Source organism: Planomonospora sp. ID91781 (assembly GCF_015711595.1).
GTDB lineage: Bacteria > Actinomycetota > Actinomycetes > Streptosporangiales > Streptosporangiaceae > Planomonospora > Planomonospora parontospora.
The window spans coordinates 782924-800032 of sequence record NZ_JABTEY010000001.1 but is presented as its reverse complement, the minus strand read 5'-3'; the positions used below and the strand labels follow the sequence as shown (position 1 = coordinate 800032).

Below are 17109 nucleotides of genomic sequence, written 5' to 3'. Positions count from 1 at the left end.
TGGAACCGTGAAAGATCCGCTCGACCGGTTCCGCGAACTGCTGCTCGCGACCGGCTACACCATCGACGGCGTGCGCGAACGTCTCGGCGACGTCGCAGCCACCGCCCTCGCCCGCGAGGAGCTCGTCCCCGCCCTCCGCGCCACCCGCGACGGCGACCCGCTCGGCACGCTGATCCGGCTGTGGTGGCTCGGCGTCCCGGTGGAGGCCGCCGGCCTGCCCGCGGGCCTGCCCCTGGCCGAGCTGGCGGCCGAGGGCCTGCTGGCCGCGGACGGTCCCCGGATCGTGCCGCGCGTCCACCTGCAGCCGTGGGAGACCGGCGGCTACCTGGTCTCCGACCGGAAGGTCAGGCCCGGGGACCCCGCGCTCCGCCCCGACCACGTCGTCGGGGCCGGCGGGGCCTCGGCGAACCTCGCCCAGCTGGTCTCGCGCCGCCCGGTGGAGCGCGCCCTCGACCTGGGCACCGGGTGCGGCGTCCAGGTGCTGCACCTGGCCGGCCGGGCCGAGCGGATCACGGCCACCGACGTCAACCCGCGCGCGCTGGAACTGGCCCGGCTGAGCTGGGCGCTGTCCGGGATCGAGGGCGTGGACGCCCGGGAGGGCTCGCTCTTCGATCCGGTGGAGGGCGAGCGGTTCGACCTGGTCGTCTCGAACCCGCCCTTCGTGGTCTCCCCCGGCGGACGGTTCACCTACCGCGAGTCCGGCTTCGAGGCCGACGGCTTCTGCCGCGACCTGGTACGGCGGGCGCCCCGCTTCCTCGCCCCCGGCGGCACCTGCCAGCTCCTGGCCAACTGGCTGCACGTCGAGGGAGAGGACTGGCGCGACCGCGTCGGCGGCTGGCTGGCCGGGACGGGGTGCGACGGCTGGGCGGTCCAGCGGGACGTCCAGGACCCGGCCGAGTACGTCGAGCTGTGGCTGCGCGACGCCGCAGAGCAGGGCACCACCCGCTACCGCGAGCTCTACGACGACTGGCTCGGCTGGTTCGAGGCGATGCGCGTCACGGGCGTCGGCTTCGGCTGGATCACCCTGCACGACTCCGGCAGCCTCGACCCGGTGGTCCGGGTGGAGGAGTACGGCCACCGGGTGGAGCTCCCGGTGGGCGGTTACCTGGAGGAGGTGCTCGACTCGATCACCGCGGCGCACCGGACGACGGACGCGGAGCTGCTCGCGGCCCGCCTGGTGGTGGACGCGGGGGTGCTGGAGGAGCGGGCCGGGGCTCCCGGGGCGGAGGACCCCGCCACGATCGTGCTCCGGCAGACGCGGGGACTGCGGCGCAGCGCACGGGTGGGGACGGTGGAGGCGGCCCTCGCCGGAGTCTGCGACGGTGACTATCCACTGGCCCCCCTCCTCGCCGCGATCGCGGACCTGACCGGGGACGACTCCGGTGACCTGCCGGGGGAGACCCTGGAGAGGATCCGGTCCCTGATCGCTGAAGGGTTTTTCCACATATCCACAGGGTGACGATCCACAGGCTGTGGATATCCCGCGATCGATCGTTGATCGGACGTTGAACGGGGCGGGGGAGGCTCTGGACGCGGGCACGGATCCGGGGGATGAAGGACCCGTGTCCGCGTCCGGCCGGTCGTCGTGAGAGGCGGCCGGTCACCGTTCGGCGCACCGGTTGATCCCGGACCCCTGCGCGCCGAACGGCGACCTGACGGCCGGCCGGACCACGACCCCGTCGACGTCGCCCTGGCCGCGAGGGGACTCCGTCGTCTGGACCGAGGAGCGAAGGAGCCCGCGAGGGGGCTCCGGCGTCTGGACCGAGGAGCGAAGGAGCGCAGCGGATGAGCGACGAGGGAAGACGGCGGTTACCGGCCCCCGAGCCGCGACGCGCAGCGTCGCAATCAGCACAGCGGATGAGCGACGAGGGAAGACGGCGGTTACCGGCCCCCGAGCCGCGACGCGCAGCGTCGCAATCAGCACAGGGCGGAGCCCGTCCGTGATCAATCATGTGTGGATGACGCGTCTCGACGACGCCCTATACGACGGGCTCGGTCCCGTCGTCGACCCGGTCGCGGTCGAGCAGGGTGCGCAGGTCCCCGGCCTCGGGGGCGCCCAGACGGGAGAAGAGGTCGTGGGCGCGGACGAGGCAGGCGCGGCTGCGCCGGGCCTCGCCGAGTCCGGAGAGCGCCCGGCCCAGCACCCATAGGGCCTGGGCCTCGCCGTAGGGGTGGCCGATCTCGCGGCTGACGGCGAGGGCCTGCTCGGCGTGGCGGGTCGCGTCGGCGAAGCGCCCGGCGGCGATGAGCGTCTCGGCCAGCCGCGAGCAGACCCGCTGCTCCCACACCCGCTGGTTGCCCGCCCGGAAGAAGGCCAGGCACTCGGCGTGGTGGTGGACCGCCTCGTTGAGGCGCCCGACCCGGGACAGCACGATGCCCAGGTGGTAGCGGGCCCGCGCGGTGCCGGCGGCGGAACCGATCTCGCTGAAGACCGCCAGCCCCTGCTCGGCGGCGGCGATCGCCTCCTCGGGCTGGCCGAGGAACAGGTGGTCGCGGGCGGAGTAGCTGAGCGTCAGGGCCTCGCCGCCCGGGGCGTCGTTCTCCCGGAACTCCTTGCGGGCCGCGTCGAACCAGGACAGGGCCTCGGTGTGGCGGCGCTGCCGCCCGACCACCACGGCCAGCGCGTTGAGCGCCTCCCCGGTGACGATCCGGTCGCCGCCCGCCGACAGCTCCAGCACGGCCCGGAACTCCTGCTCGGCCTCCGCCAACCGGTTCGCGCCGAACAGCAGCCTGCCGCGCACGTAGCGGCAGCGCAGCTCCGCGGAGGGCGCGTCCAGGCGCCGGGCGGCGGCGAGCACCTCGCGGATCCGCAGGCCGAACTCGCGCACGTGGCTGCCGGACTCCAGCAGCGGTTCCATGGCGAGCAGCAGGTCGGCGGCGGGCAGCAGACCGGCGGCGTCCCGCGTGTCCGCGGCGGCCTGGGAGATGGACGCGAACAGGCCCTCGGCCTCGACCGAGAGCCAGGTCACGGCCTCGTCGGCGGAGGTGAACGCGTGCCCGCTCCCGGAGACGGCCAGCCGGTCGGCCACCGTGCTGCCCTCGTAGGCGAGCCGGTGCGCCGACCGTGCGGAGGCCAGGTAGAAGCCGAGCAGCCGGCGCAGAGCCTCAGGACCTGACCCGGCATCCGGCCGGGCGGCGGAGCCGGAGGCGCGCTCGGCGGCCCGCCGGGCGAAGAGCTTGAGCAGGTCGTGGAAGCGGTAGCGGCCGGGGGCGGGGGCCTCCAGCAGGCTGGCGTCCACCAGGGACTCCAGCAGGTCCTCGGCGTCCATCGGGTCCAGGTCCAGCACGGCCGAGGCGGCGGAGACCGAGATGTCCGGCCCACCGGGCAGGGAGAGCAGCCGGAACGCCCTGGCCTGGGCGGAGGTGAGCTGGCCGTACCCGAGGGCGAAGGTCGACTCCACCGCGAGGTCGCCCACCCGCATCTCGTCCAGGCGGCGGCGCTCGTCGGCCAGCCGGGGGACCAGGGAGGCGACCGTCCAGGTGGGGCGGGCGGCCAGCCGGGCCGCCACGATCCGCACGGCCAGCGGGAGGAAGCCGCACGCGGCGACCACGTCCATCGCGGCGGCCCGCTCGGAGTCCACCCGCTCGGTCCCGGCGACCGCGCGCAGCAGCCCCAGCGCCTCCTCCGGTTCCATCACGTCCAGGTCGACCAGGCGCGCCGCGGGCAGGTCGGCGAGCTTGTGGCGGCTGGTCACGATCGCCGCGCAGCCGGAGGACCCCGGGAGCAGGTGGCCGACCTGGGCGGCGTCGCGGGCGTTGTCGAGCAGGACCAGCATCCGGCGGTCGGCCAGCAGCGAGCGGAACAGCGCCGAGCGCTCCGCCAGGCCGTCCGGGATGACGTCGGCGGGCAGTCCCAGGCCGCGCAGGAAGGCGGCCAGCGCGGACTCCGGCGCGGTCGGCTCGTCGCCGTACCCGCGCAGGTCGGCGTAGAGCTGCCCGTCGGGGAAGCGGTCGTGCATGGCGTGGGCGACGTGCACCGCCAGGGCGGTCTTGCCCACGCCGCCGATGCCCGAGATGGCCGCGACCGGGACCCCCTCCGAGCCGTCCGCGCCGTCCTGCGTGGAGAGCAGGACCCGGAGCCGGTCGATGATCTGGCGGCGGCCGGTGAAGTCGCTCACCGCAGCGGGCAACTGCGCCGGGCGGGGCAGCTCCGGGGGCTCGTACCCCTCTCCCGGCACGGGCACGGGCACGGGCGTGGAGGGCCGTTGCGGGGCGGCGGAAGAGGCGGCACGAGGGGCGGCGGGAGGGGCGGCGAGGGCCGGGTCGCCGGAGAGGATGCGCCGGTGCAGGGCGGTCAGCTCGGGCCCGGGATCGATGCCCAGCTCGTCGACGAGCGCCCGGCGGGTGTCGGTGAAGACCGCCAGCGCGTCCGCCTGCCGCCCGCACCGGTAGTAGGCGAGCATGAGCTGGGCGCGCAGCCGTTCGCGGAGCGGGTGGTCGCCGGTGAGCGCGATCAGGTCGGAGACGACCTCGGCGTGCCGGCCGAGCTCCAGGTCGAGGTCCATCAGGGTTTCCAGTGCGCTCATCCGGCACTCCACCAGCCGGTCGCGCTGGTGCTCGACGTAGGGGCCGACGGCTCCGGCCAGCGGTTCGCCGGTGCACAGCGCCAGCGCCGCGCGCAGGATCTCGGCCGCCCCGCCGGGGTCCCCGGCGCGGCGGGTCGCCTCCGCCTCCTGGATCCCGGCCTCGAAGCGGTTCAGGTCGAACCAGGCCCCGGCCAGTCGCAGCGCGTAGCCCCGGCCGACCGAGGTGAGCAGCGTCGGCGGGGTGCGGGGGGAGCGGTCCGGTTCGAGCACGGCGCGCAGCCGGGAGACGTAGGTGCGCAGCGCGCCGAGGGCGCGGGGAGGGGCCTCCTCCCCCCAGACGCCGTCGATCATCTCGGCCGGTGTCACGGCCCGCCCCTCGCGGATCAGCAGCATCGCCAGAATGGAACGTTGCAACGGGGTGCCCAGGTCCAGCTCGGCGCCGTCGCGCCAGGCCTGGACGGGGCCGAGTACGGCGAAGCGCAGGCCGTTTTCGCCGTCCTGTGCAGCCATGTCCGGTATCTCCGCCCTAATGGGAAGTTTTATGTCCAAATAATAGATCCTTTGTTCCCCGCCCCATAGCTCGCCTGGACGACCGGCCAGTCGGAGCGTTGATCGGCCGTTGATCGGGCGTTGAACCCCGGGCGGGATGCTGGTGCCGCAACCGAGCACGGCCCCTACGGGGGCGGCCGTGCCCGGTTGACGGGGGTGGCGGCGGCAGGGGGTGCCGCCGACGGAAAAGGCCCGCTCGGAATGAATTCCGAGCGGGCCTTTCTCCATCAGATCCAGCGAGGGGACTGCCGGTTTCACCCGGCAGGGGAGTCGCTTCCCTGTTACGGTTTCTTTGCTTGAAACGGGCAGGGCTTGTCCGTCGCCCACCTCGGCAGAGGAAAGCGAGAAGCCGCTCCCTTCAGGGAGCGGAGGAGTCACTATTTCGAAGTTGCGGTGACGTTCACGCGGCCTCGACGAGTCCGAGCCGCTCGTGCAGGCGTTCTCGCACGAGCGGCCATTCGGAACTCAGGATCGAGTAGAACGCGGTATCTCGGACCGTGTCGTCGGCGCCTCGGCTCTCCGCCCGCCGCACACCGTCGAGGTGCGCGCCGAGGGCTTCGATGGCGGCCCGGGAGCGTGCGTTCCGCACGTCCGCCTTGAGGGTGACGCGGTGGACCTGCCAGGTCTCGAAGGCGAGCGAGAGCATCAGGTACTTGCTCTCCCGGTTGACGCCGGTCCCCTGGGCCGAGGCGGCCAGCCAGGTGTAACCGATGTCCGCCACGGACGGGACCTCGCCCACCGCTCCACGCGCGCCCGGCGGCCAGGGCATGGGGCCCTGCCAGTACTCCAGGTTCATGAGACGGGTGGCACCGACGATTCGGTCGGTGTGCAGCCACCGGATGGCGAAGGGCATCGTGCGGCCCTCCGCCTGCTCAGCCAGAGCGGCCTCCACGTAGGAGGCCATCTCGTCCCGGCCATGGGGGACGCGGGTGAACCCGTACGTCGTACGGTCTTCACCCGCCGCGGCGACGAGGTCGTCGATGGCCGCGAGGCTGAGCGGCTCCAGGCGCACGAAGCGCCCGGACAGGGTGACAAAAGCGGGCATGAGCACATGATGGGGGCTCTCTGCGACGCTCAATGCCAAATGGCGCGGTACATCTTCGTGAGCGTCCGGGAAAGCACCCGACCGATCGCGAGGGATGGATGAAACCGCAGCTCAGAAGGGTATCCTCCGGCACGCGGTCCGCGCACTCCGGCGGGCCTTCTCCAAACTGAGACGTACGGCCCGGCGGCAGGCCTCCTCAGCGGTCGGAGCACCGGACGACGCGGTCCGGCGGCGGTCCTCCTCAGCGGGCGGAGCGCGGGGCGACCAGGCCGTCGAGGGCCTCGCCGAGGTGGTCGAGGGAGGCCGCGATCCAGGGCAGAGCGAGGGGGTCCGGGGCGCTCAGCGCGGCCAGCCGCTGCTCGGTGGTCCCGCCGTACAGGAGGCTGGTCGCCATCCGGACCCGGAGCGCCGCCGGATCGTCGCCGAAGGCGTGCCCCGGGAGCACGCCGACACCGTACGCGTCGAGCAGGAGCGCGGCCAGCCCGGCGGAGGTGGAGACGTCCCGGCCTGCCCTGGAGGGGTCCAGGCGGCCGGTGAAGTCCGGATAGAGGTAGAAGCCCCCCTGCGGGGCGGCGGTCCGCAGGCCCGCCGCGGTGAGCCGGGCGTGCACCGCCCGCGCGACCGCGGCGTGCAGCCGCCTGCTGCGGCCGATCCGCTCGACGAGCTCGGGGGGCTCGGTGTAGGCGTAGGCCGCGGCCTGCTGGACGGGGGCGGCCGGGCTGGACCAGATCTCACTGGCCACCGCGAGCAGCCGGTCGCGCAGCCGGGCGGAGGGCAGCCGGGCCACGCCGATCCGCCAGCCGCCCAGGGCCAGGCTCTTGCTGAGCCCGCTGGTGACGACGGTGCGTTCGGGAGCCGCCTCGGCGGGGCTGAGGAAGCCGGCGTCCGGGTCGTGGACGAGGTCGCGGTAGATCTCATCGGAGACGATCACCAGGTCGAGCTCGCGGGCGACCTCGGCGAGCTGCTTGACCGTGTCCGCCCCCGCGAGCGTCCCGCTGGGGTTGTCGGGGAGCGTGACCAGCAGCGAGCGCACGTCCCGGCCCGCGGCGCGGGCCCGCAGGACGGCGGGGACCACCCGCTCCGGGTCCGGCGCGCCGCCCCCGCCGGGAAGCGCCGGGACGGGCAGGGAGCGCGCCCCGGCCAGCTCGGCCTGGGCGGCGTAGCTGACCCAGCTCGGCACGGGCAGCACGATGTCGCCGCCGATCGCGAGCAGCAGGCCGTACAGCAGGGGCTTGCTGCCGGGGCCGCAGACGACGAGCCCGGGGTCGGTGGGCAGGCGCCGGCGGGTCCAGTATCCGGCCGCCGCCTCGCGCAGCGCGGCGGCTCCCGCGACCGGTCCGTACCCGTTCTGCCCGGCCGCGGCGGAGAGCCGCTCCTGCAGTGCGGGGTGGACCGGCAGGCCCGCCTCGCCGAAGGCGAGGTTCAGCACGCGGTGGCCCGCGCGCCGTCGCCGGTCGATTTCCTCATTTGCCGCCAAAGTGGCGGAAACGGTGATGTTCATGATGATTCCCCCCTGTGGTGCGGAACGTTCCCAGCGTGGTGGGATGGAGGCATCACGACAAGCTTCGATTCATGTGGGTGGGCGTAAGGAGATCCGATGCTCGACCTGCGCCGCCTGGCCTTGATCTGCGAGTTCGCCCGGAAGGGGAGCATCGCCGCGACCGCCGCCTCCCTCGGGTACAGCCCGTCGGCGGTCTCCCAGCAACTGGCCGCGCTGGAGCGCGAGTCCGGCGCCACGCTGATCGACCGGACCGCCCGCAGCGCCGAGCTGACCGACGCGGGCCGCCGCCTCGTCGAGCACGCCGAGCGCATCCTGGCCATGGTGGAGGCCGCCGAGTCCGATCTGTCCGCCCAGGCGGGCACCCCGTCGGGCCGGGTCACCGTCACCGCCTTCCCCACCGCAGCCGTGGCCTTCGCGCCCGCCCTGGCCCGGCTGCTGCGCCGCCACACCGCGCTGACCCTCCGGATGGTGCAGGGCCGCTCGGGGCGGGGCGCCCGCGAGGTCCAGTCGGGCACGGCCGACATCGCCGTGGTGGACGACTGGTACGGCCGGATGCGCGAGTCGGAGACCATGCGGGTCTTCCCGCTGCTGCGCGACCCGCTGGTGCTCGTGGTGCCGCGCACGCACCGCCTCGCCTCACCGGACGAGCCGGTCGACCTGGCGGAGCTGCGCGACGAGCCGTGGATGGCCACCCCGGACGGCGAGCCCTCCCGGATGGCCGTCGACCGCATGATGGCCGAGGTCGGCGGAGCCGGGCCGGTGCCGTGGGAGTTCGAGGGGCTGAGCACCGTCCTCAGCCTGGTCGCCAAGGGCGTCGGCATCGCCGCGGTGCCCGCCCTGGCCCTGGCGGCGGGCGTGCGCGGCATCGCCGTCCGGGAGATCCCGGGGACCCCGGCCGGTCGCGACGTGCACGCGGTCGTCCGCGCCTCCAGCGTGCACCGTCCCGCGGTCGCGGTGACCCTCCGGGCCGTCCACACCGCCGCCCGCTACCTCGCGGCGGACCTCACCGCCCTCGAACCCGCGGTGAGGTGACCGCGGACCCGAGGACGGCGAGGCCGGGTCCGTGACCGCGGACCCGAGGGCGGGCGTGGCCGGGTCCGTGACCGCGGACCCGAGGACGGACGAGGCCGGATCCGCCGCGCCGGTTTGTCGGTGGGGCGATCTAACGTCCCGGCCATGACTTCAGCGACGCAGGCGTACACGTACGCCGCGCCCTCCTCCCTCGTCGACGGCCGCCTCGGGCTGGCGACCTCCGGCGGGCGGGCCCTGTCCGGCCCGGCATTGGCCCCCCGGTTCTTCAGCGGCGTGGTGACCCAGGCGGCCCCCGCCGCGGCGGCGCTGCTCGGCGTCGCCGACGTGGCGCTGGCCCGCTACCACCAGCCGCAGGCGCGGCCCGGCTGGGTGCGCGACCCGGTGGTGACGTGCAACGGGGACCGGTTGCGGTTCGAGTCGTTCTCGGCCTGCGGCGGCGTGTACGCCCGGCTCGATCTGCTGAGCGGCGCGCTCGACGGCGAGGTGTTCGACCGGGGCACCACCAACGTCGACGTGAACGCGCCGCTCCGGGAGGCGCTGGCGCGCATCGGCCCGCGTGACCCGCTGCACCTGGGGGTCGGGCTCGACGAGCTGGTCGTGACCACGGCGGACGGCGCGGTGGTGGAGAAGAAGGTGCCGCTGCCCGAGCGCTGGTTGCGCGGCTTCGCCGAGGTCCAGGTCATCGCCTCGGGCATGGACCAGCGCGGTGAGCTGACCGGCATGGCGGCGGTCCGGTTCCTGCGCGGGCTGCCCAGGAAGGGCACGGTGTGGGTGGCGCAGGCGGGGCGGGACCTGAAGGTCTCCGACCGCCAGGTCCCGGGCTCGGTCCGGCTCGCCGGCCCCAACCGGCTCGGCACCCTCCTGCCGCTGCTGCGCTTCGCGAAGTCCCTCCGGGTGTACGGCCCGGCCGACGACGCCTCCAGCGCCTGGGAGCTGGAGCTGCCGGGCATGCGCTACACGCTCACCCTCTCACCCGAGCGCTGGCGGGGCTTCTCCGGCGAGGGCGCGGTGCTCGACGACCTGGCCACCGACGAGGCCGAGGACGACGCCGACGTGGTGGGCATGCTGCTCAACTTCGAGCCCGAGGTCGAGATCGGCCTGCTGGCCGACCGCGCGGGCATCCCCGCCGACCGGGTGCGGGCCGCGCTGACGCGGCTCGGCGTCGCCGGCCGGGTCGGCTACGACCTGTCGGAGGCCGCCCACTTCCACCGCGAACTGCCCTATGACAAGGACAACGTGATCCTGCTCAACCCGCGGCTGGCCAAGGCGCGCAAGCTCGTCGACGCGGGCGCCGTGCACCTCGAGGGCGAGCAGGCCACCGTCCGCACCCCGGGCGGCGCGCGCCGGGTCTCGCTGACCGACGGTTCCTGCACCTGCGAGTGGTGGTGGGACCACCGCGGCTCCCGCGGGCCGTGCAAGCACGTGCTGGCCGCCCGGATCGTCGCCCGCGCCGCCGTGGAGGCGTCCCGATGACCCTCTGGACGGAGATCTGCGACCTGGTCACCCGCAACCAGGTCACCCGCCTGGCCGACCGGCTGGTCACGCTCACCGAGGAGGAGCGCGCCGAGCTGGCCGGGCGGTTGCCCGGCCTCGTGAAGGAACTGCGCCGCGCCCGCACCGAGCAGGTGCGCGCCGAACATCCCGACGACTTCGAGGAGATGGCCTCCTGGGAGGTCGGCGACCTGCTCGACGAACTGGCCGGCGCGCTGCTGCTGACCGGTGTCGGCGTCATCACCGGCCCGGCGGCCGCGGTGACCTGGATGACCGGCCGCGACGTCAACCGCCGCTGGGCCGAGGACCCCGACGTCGCCCGGGTGTGCCGGGTGGCCGCCGCCCGCCCCCGGGAATGGCGCCGTGACGTCGCGGTACGGCTGGCCCGGCGGGTGCGCCGTCCCGCCGACCGCATCGCGCCGCTGGCCGTGGCGCTGCTGCGTGAGTCCGGCGCCGTGCCGCCCGACCACGACCCGCTGGTGGCCGCCTGGCTGGCCGCGCCGAGCGTGCCCGGCGACCCGCTGACCCCCGTGCTGCTGCCCCGTGTCTTCGACGCCGACGGCGCGGGCCGCGTCCTCCGCGACGAGCGGCTGGATCCCCTGCCGACCCGCTGGCTGGCCGCCGCCGCCCGCGAGCTGCCCAGGGAGCAGGCGCTCGACGGCTGCGTGAGCCGTTTCCTGCGCGGCGGTGAGGCACAGGACCTGCGGTTCTTCGTCCGGCTGCACACGCTCCTCGACCCCACGCCCGCGGAGTCCGCCCCCCGGCTGCGCGACTACCTGCGGTTGCTGCCGTCGGCTCCGGGCACGGTCGCCGAGCTGGCCGCCGGGCAGGTGCGCGAGGCGATGCCGCTCGACCATGCCGACCTGGTCGAGGCGGTCGACGCTCTCACCTTCCGGGACGAGGCCAAGCTCGCCGCCACGGGCCTGCGCTGGCTCGACCAGGCGATCCGGGCCGCACCCGAGACGGCCGTCGATTTCACGACCGCGCTGACCACGGCGTACGCGCACAAGTCCTTCGACGTGCGCAACCGCGCGGCCGAGCTGACCCTGAAACACGCCGACCTGTTCGCCGACCAGGCCGAGACGATCCTCGACGGCGTCAGCCATCTCCCTCCCGATCTGGGCGCGAGGCTGGCCGAGCGGTTCGGCGGGGAGACCCTGGTCGAGGACCTGCCGGCGCAGAAGGAGTTCCCACCGCTGCCCGAGCCGCCGGAGGCGCAGCGGTTCCCCGAGCCGTCGGTCTCCGCCGACCACCACGAGCGCTGGATCGGCCAGGAGCTCTGGCTGGCGGCCTTCGTCGCCGGGATCACCGACGACCGGGCGGGACTGCGCCGCAGGCTCACGCCCCGCGTCGAGCAGGACCCGGGCCACTGGCGCTCCAGAGAAGTGCGTCTGGACCCCGCCGACTGGCAGGCGGCGCTGGCCGCCGAGCTGGTCACCCCCGGGAGCGTGCCGGAGCTGCCGCCGATCGGGCCGGAGAAGTTCTGGGACAGCGCGAACCACTCCGTGGGAGTGCGCACCCTCACCCGTGGCGAGGAGCCCGATCCGGAACCGGGACCCCGGCGGATCACGGTGAGCGGCTTCTGGCGGCCCGGCCGCTACCTCGACGACGACGCCCCGCTGCGCGCCTTCTTCATCACCTGGACCAGCGACGACGGCCCGGACGGGGCGGTGGCCCACGAGGGCGACCGGCGGATCCCCTTCGCCGGGGGCCGGATCCACCTGTACGGCCCGCCCACCGACGACGAGCAGCGGTGGCGTCCCGGTGCCGACGACGAGGAGGACGAGGAGCTCTACGACGAGGAGCTCTACGACGACGGGCTGCCGGATCACCCCCATCCGGTGCGGACGAGACCCGGCGTCCTGTACGACGACTCCGTGGAGGCCATGCCGTTCCACGTCCTCGACCGCGCCTACGAGCGCATGGCCGAGCTCGGCGTGGACCCCGCCCGGATCATGGCGATGCGGGCCGGGAAGCCGGTGCCCCCGCCGGGCCCGGACGAGCCGCTCGTGGAGGTGACCGTCGTCTTCGTCCCGCCCCGGCTGCGCTCCTTCCTGCGCGAGGCGCTGCCCGAGCACGACGAGTGGCGGCGGCGCAACCGGCTGCCCCACCCCAACCGTGTGCCCCCGCCCCACGACTTCCTGCTGCACCGCTACGCGGAGCTCGCCGAAGCCCTCCGCAACGGCACCCTGCCGCCCGTGCTGCTGGCCACGCCGACCTGGACGAGCGGCCACCTCGACCCCGACGTGCTGGTCGACCGGCTGGAGGCCTGCGCCGCCGCCGGGGTGGAACCGCTCCCGGCCGACCTGGCGCAGGCGCTGCTGCGGCTGCCCCGGGGCGGCCACCCGGCCGCGGCCGACCGGGCCGCCGAGGTCGACTCGGAGGCGGCGCGCTCGGCCGCCCGCTGGCTCGCCGGTGACGGCATGGCCGACCCCGAGTGCGGCCACGTGTGGCGGCACATGGTGGACGCGTCCATGGTCGAGTTCGGCGACGGCGAACCGGAGCACTTCACCCAGGTCAGGCTGCAGCCGGTGCTGCGGGTGGCGGCCCCGACCGGCCACCGGCTGATCGACGAGGTGCTGCTGCGCGAGCCGTCCGACTGGGCGATCGACGAGTTCAGCGGCACGCTCCGGGCGTGGCCCGCCATGCTGCCCTCGCACCGCGAGGTCGTGGCCGTCAACTTCCTGCCCTACCTGCTGCGCGGCGGCTGGGGCACGCGGGTGACGCCCTCGGAGATCACCGGGCTGGAGACCGCCCAGGGCCCGATGGGCGAGTCCACGGCGGTGATCCTCGCCTTTCTCCTGGCCGGCGGCGTGCCCGGCATGATCCCGCTGGTCCTGGGCATGGCCGCCGGAGGGGAACTGCCCGCCGAGGCGATCGGCCGCCAGCTCGCGCTGGTGCTGCGCCGCACCTGGCAGGAGACCCGCCCCGCCCTCGCGGCCCTGGCCGAGCTGGCCGACGCCGGCGGCCACCACGAGGTGTGGCGCATCCTGCGCGCTCTGCTGCCCGGGATGCTGCCCGGGACGCCGCCGGGCGAGGGGCGGCGCATCACCGCGACCCACGCCGAGCTCGTCGCCTTCGCCGCAGACGTGGCGGGCTGGACCGGCGCGCGCGGGGAGATCCCGGTGATCGCCGAGCTCGCACGCGGGCGCCGGACGACCCGCTTCGCCCACGAGTGCAGGCGCCTTCACGCCCAGCTCACCGGAGCCGCGTCATGACCTCTGGCGACCTCCGTGCCGAGGTCGGGACTCCCGCGCCCGGCCACGACGCTTGGCGGGGGAGACCGCCGCCCGGGCCGCGGCCGATGAGTCCGATCATCCCGGTTCGGGCGCTCTCCGCGTTCGGACGGCCGAGCCAGGCCGTCCCCGCGGCGAGAACGCGAGGTTAGGCTTCTCCTGTGCCTCCCTCCTACGCGCTCGAGAGCCTGCTGTCGGACGGCGGGTCGAAGCTGGTGGCCGGGATCGACGAGGTCGGCCGGGGGGCGTGGGCCGGGCCGGTGGCGGTCTGCGCGGTGGTCACGGACCTGTCCGAGCCGCCCGCCGGGCTCACCGACTCCAAGCTGCTCAGCCGGGCCCGCCGCGAGGCGATGGTCGCCGAGATCACCGGCTGGGCCGCCGGGATCGGGTACGGCGAGGCGTCCCACGAGGAGATCGACGCCCTCGGCATGACCGAGGCGCTGCGCCGGGCCGCCCGCCGCGCCCTCGCCGAGCTGCCGGTCCGGCCCGACGCGGTGATCCTGGACGGCAAGCACGACTACCTGGGCCCGCCCTGGCAGGTCCGGTGCGAGATCAAGGGCGACCTGTCCTGTGTCTCCGTCGCCGCCGCCTCGGTGATCGCCAAGGTCCGCCGCGACGCCTACATGGCCTCCCTCGGCCTCGACGCGTACGGCTTCGCGAGCAACGCCGGCTACCCCTCCCCGGTCCACCAGAAGGCCCTCGCCGAGCACGGCCCGACCGAGCACCACCGGCTGTCCTGGTCCTACCTCGACAAGCTGCCCCGCTGGCGCCACCTCAGGAGGCACCGCGACGCCGCGGCGGGCGCGGGCCAGCTCGGGCTCTTCGGGTAGCCGGGGCGATGGGGACGGCCGGGGCGATGCGGATCGGCGTCTTCCTGGTCGCGGCGGGCTTCCCCGGCCGCCCGCCGGGCGAGGTGCTGCGGGACACGGTCGAGGCGGTCGTCGCCGCCGAGGAGGCCGGGTTCGACGACGCGTGGATCGCCGAGCACCACTTCATGTCGTACGGCGTGTGCCCGTCGGCGGCGACGCTGGCCGGGGTGGCGCTGGGCCGTACGACCCGGATCCGGGTGGGGACGGCGGTGAGCGTGCTGTCCACCCGGCACCCCGTCGACCTGGCCGAGCAGGCGGCCGTCCTCGACCAGGTCTCGGGCGGGCGCTTCCTGCTGGGCGTGGGCCGGGGCGGGCCGTGGGTGGACCTGGAGGTGTTCGGCACCGGGCTGGACCGGTTCGAGCGTGGCTTCGCCGAGTCGCTCGACCTGCTCTGCGCGGCGCTGGAGCGGGGCGAGGTCGCGGCCGACGGGGAGTTCTTCAAGTTTCGCCGGGTGCCGGTGGTCCCGGCGGCGCGGCTGCGGCCGGTGGTGGCCTGCACCTCACCGGGGACCGCGGCGCTGGCCGCCGCGCGAGGGCTGCCGATGCTGCTCGGCATGCACGTCGGCGACGAGGAGAAGGCGGCCATGATCCGGGCCTACGACGCCGCGGACCCGGGACGGGCGGACGCACCGACACCAGGACCGGCGGGGCGGCGCCGGGCGGGACCCGGTCCGGTGGGACAGGGCCGGACCGGGTCCGGTCAGGTGGGGCCCGGTCAGGAGGCCGCCCCGGTGCGCGGTCAGGAGGGGCGACGGGACCCCGGGCACGTCGCCGCCGCCGTGGGGTACGTGGCCGACTCGACGGCGCAGGCCGTACGGGAGCTGAGGGAGAGCATGCCGCGTTGGCTGGGGCCGGGGCTGGCGGGATACGTACCGGTGGACGGGCGGCCCCGGCCTCGTCGGGACGTCCCGGCCTACGTGGACTTCCTGTGCGCGACGCATCCGGTCGGCTCGGCGGACCACTGCGTCGCGTCGATCCGGCGGACCGCCGCCGTGACGGGCCTGCGGCACCTGATCCTGATGGTCGAGGGCGCGGGCGAGCACGCCCGGACGCTGGAGAACATCAGACGCCTCGGCACCGAGGTCCTGCCCCGGATCCGCTGACCGGTTCGGGCCGCTTCGCCGGTGCCGCCGGCGGCCTCGCCGATGCCCACGGGTTCCCGCTGCGCCGCGTGCTGCGATTGCTCGTCATCCGGCCGCCGAGACTCTTCGGCGCCGCTCAGGAGGCTCGCGATTCCATGGTGTCGTGCGAATTCACGGCGTCCTGGGAACGGGAAAGGGCGCGGACGGTGGTCCGCGCCCTGGGCGGGGCCCGGTCAGCAGTCGACGAGCTCGGGGGACTGGTTGAGGATCTGGGAGCGGGCGGTGGTGAACTCGGCGTGGGCCGCGGTGGCGGACGGGTCGAAGACCGCGACCCGGTGGCAGTTCTGGAAGGCCAGCTTCACTCCGAAGTGGCGCTCCAGGGCGCCGCGCATGGCGTCGCTGGCCAGGCAGCGCAGGAGCTGGCCGCGGGCCTCCTCGCTGGGCGGGGGGACGGTGTTGTCGGTGAACTCGGCGCCGGTGCGCGCCCGCTCCCGGACCAGGTCGTCGATCAGGGACCAGGCGTAGGGCAGGGAGTCGCGGACGCAGGCGACGAACGCCGCGTCGTCCACCTCGCCGGCCTGGGCCTGGTCGAGAAGGTCCTTGGAAACGGTCAGCGACATGCTGCGTTCTCCTCTCGGGAAGGGGATCTTTCAGACACTAGATCGGGTCCGGCCGCCGCTCCACCTAGCGCTGGAGCGACACTCGTGTGGGCCCGAAGACGAAGTCCGGGTCGACCTGGGCGGCGAGGTCCTCGCCGACGGCCCGGTTCGCCCAGGCCCGGGCGTTGCGCAGATGGAACTCGACGGTCTGGCGGCCGAACCGCTCCCAGTCCTTCTCCTGGGAGTCGACGTGCTTCAGCAGCGCGCCGAGGGCGTCGGCGTTGGCGGGCTCCAGGTCCTCGAGGGTGAACGGGCGGCCCTGCTCCATGGCCCGCACCGCGGCCGAGTGCTCCAGGCAGACGAGCAGGTCGTCGCCGACGTGCTCGCGCAGGAAGGCGACGTCGCCGGGGTCCTGGACCTTGTTGCCGACGACGGCGAGGGGCACGTCGTAGGCGGCGGCGTACTCGCGGTACTGCCGGTAGACGCCGACGCCCTGCCGGGTCGGCTCGGCGACCAGGAAGGTCATGTCGAAGCGGGTGAACAGGCCGGAGGCGAAGGAGTCCGCTCCGGCGGTCATGTCCACCACGACGTGCTCGCCGTGGCCGTCGACGAGGTGGTTGAGGTAGAGCTCGACCGCGCCGACCTTGGAGTGGTAGCAGGCGACGCCGAGGTCCTCCTCGCTGAACGGGCCGGTGACCATCAGGCGGAGGCCCTCCGGTGTCACGGCCGAGAAGCGGGCGTGGACCGGGTCGTCGGCCGGGTCCAGGCCCAGCAGCCGGGAGCCGCGGCCGGGCGGGGTGGTCTTGACCATGGCGGCGGCCGAGGTGATGCGGGGGTTGTCGCCGCGCAGCCATTCCTTGATCTCGGCCAGGTGGGAGCCCATGGGGCGGGGCAGCCCGTCCTCCTCCACGCCCAGCACCATGCCCAGGTGCTGGTTGATGTCGGCGTCGACGGCGACGACCGGGCCGCCCTGACGCGCCGTGTATCTCGCGAACAGCGCCGACAGAGTCGTCTTGCCGCTGCCGCCCTTGCCGACGAATGCCACCCTCACGATGACGATCCAATCTGATTATGAAAACCATTGCAACCTCTGTGAGTGGCCATCATGCCACGGCGGGTGAGCTCCGGGTGGGGGTTGGCGGAAAAAGGAGCGTGCCGTGACCTCCGTCCGGGGGCCCC

General features: G+C 74.6%; 11 protein-coding genes. 6 read left to right on the top strand and 5 right to left on the bottom strand.

Translation table 11 applies throughout. The annotated features are described in order from the left end of the window. The first annotated feature begins 7 nt into the window (after window positions 1-7). Window positions 8-1459 carry a methyltransferase gene (locus HS048_RS03650; RefSeq protein ID WP_196466148.1) on the top strand — a complete coding sequence of 484 codons (1452 nt, stop codon included), beginning with the start codon at window positions 8-10 and terminating at the stop codon, window positions 1457-1459. Between the two features lie 520 nt (window positions 1460-1979). On the opposite strand, the gene HS048_RS03645 is transcribed toward HS048_RS03650, so the two are convergent. The 3 genes from HS048_RS03645 to HS048_RS03635 all read right to left on the bottom strand — a co-directional run bounded on the left by HS048_RS03645 (window position 1980) and on the right by HS048_RS03635 (window position 7621). Then, on the bottom strand, window positions 1980-5036 hold the full coding sequence (locus HS048_RS03645; RefSeq protein WP_196466147.1) for a BTAD domain-containing putative transcriptional regulator: 3057 nt from the start codon (window positions 5034-5036) through the stop codon (window positions 1980-1982). A gap of 439 nt (window positions 5037-5475) precedes the next feature. Then, window positions 5476-6120, bottom strand: coding sequence for a GNAT family N-acetyltransferase (locus tag HS048_RS03640; RefSeq protein WP_084008709.1), 645 nt, complete (start codon window positions 6118-6120; stop codon window positions 5476-5478). A 241-nt stretch (window positions 6121-6361) separates the two neighbouring features. Next, window positions 6362-7621, bottom strand: a complete 1260-nt coding sequence (locus tag HS048_RS03635; protein WP_196466146.1) for a pyridoxal phosphate-dependent aminotransferase — start codon at window positions 7619-7621, stop codon at window positions 6362-6364. Window positions 7622-7717: 96 nt separating this feature from the next. Here HS048_RS03635 and HS048_RS03630 point away from each other — a divergent pair, with 96 nt between their 5' ends. From HS048_RS03630 to HS048_RS03610, 5 genes are all read left to right on the top strand, one after another. Beyond that, on the top strand, window positions 7718-8653 hold the full coding sequence (locus HS048_RS03630; protein ID WP_068900419.1) for a LysR family transcriptional regulator: 936 nt from the start codon (window positions 7718-7720) through the stop codon (window positions 8651-8653). A 144-nt stretch (window positions 8654-8797) separates the two neighbouring features. Beyond that, window positions 8798-10126 carry an SWIM zinc finger family protein gene (locus HS048_RS03625; RefSeq protein WP_196466145.1) on the top strand — a complete coding sequence of 443 codons (1329 nt, stop codon included), beginning with the start codon at window positions 8798-8800 and terminating at the stop codon, window positions 10124-10126. After that, complete coding sequence (locus HS048_RS03620) at window positions 10123-13362, top strand: DUF6493 family protein (RefSeq protein ID WP_196466144.1); 3240 nt, start codon at window positions 10123-10125, stop codon at window positions 13360-13362. The genes HS048_RS03625 and HS048_RS03620 overlap by 4 nt, the downstream gene beginning before the upstream one ends. A gap of 179 nt (window positions 13363-13541) precedes the next feature. Further along, window positions 13542-14210, top strand: a complete 669-nt coding sequence (locus HS048_RS03615) for a ribonuclease HII (protein WP_068900427.1) — start codon at window positions 13542-13544, stop codon at window positions 14208-14210. A 26-nt stretch (window positions 14211-14236) separates the two neighbouring features. Beyond that, window positions 14237-15352 (top strand): LLM class flavin-dependent oxidoreductase, encoded by a 1116-nt coding sequence (locus tag HS048_RS03610; protein WP_196467774.1) that lies wholly within the window; start codon window positions 14237-14239, stop codon window positions 15350-15352. Between the two features lie 212 nt (window positions 15353-15564). On the opposite strand, the gene HS048_RS03605 is transcribed toward HS048_RS03610, so the two are convergent. Together HS048_RS03605 and HS048_RS03600 are read right to left on the bottom strand one after the other, a co-directional pair. After that, the gene (locus HS048_RS03605; protein ID WP_068900432.1) at window positions 15565-15951 is read right to left on the bottom strand and encodes an SCO5389 family protein; all 387 of its coding nucleotides are present in this window, start codon (window positions 15949-15951) and stop codon (window positions 15565-15567) included. Window positions 15952-16015: 64 nt separating this feature from the next. Then, window positions 16016-16981, bottom strand: coding sequence for an ATP-binding protein (locus HS048_RS03600; protein ID WP_068900435.1), 966 nt, complete (start codon window positions 16979-16981; stop codon window positions 16016-16018). Window positions 16982-17109: the final 128 nt, after the last annotated feature.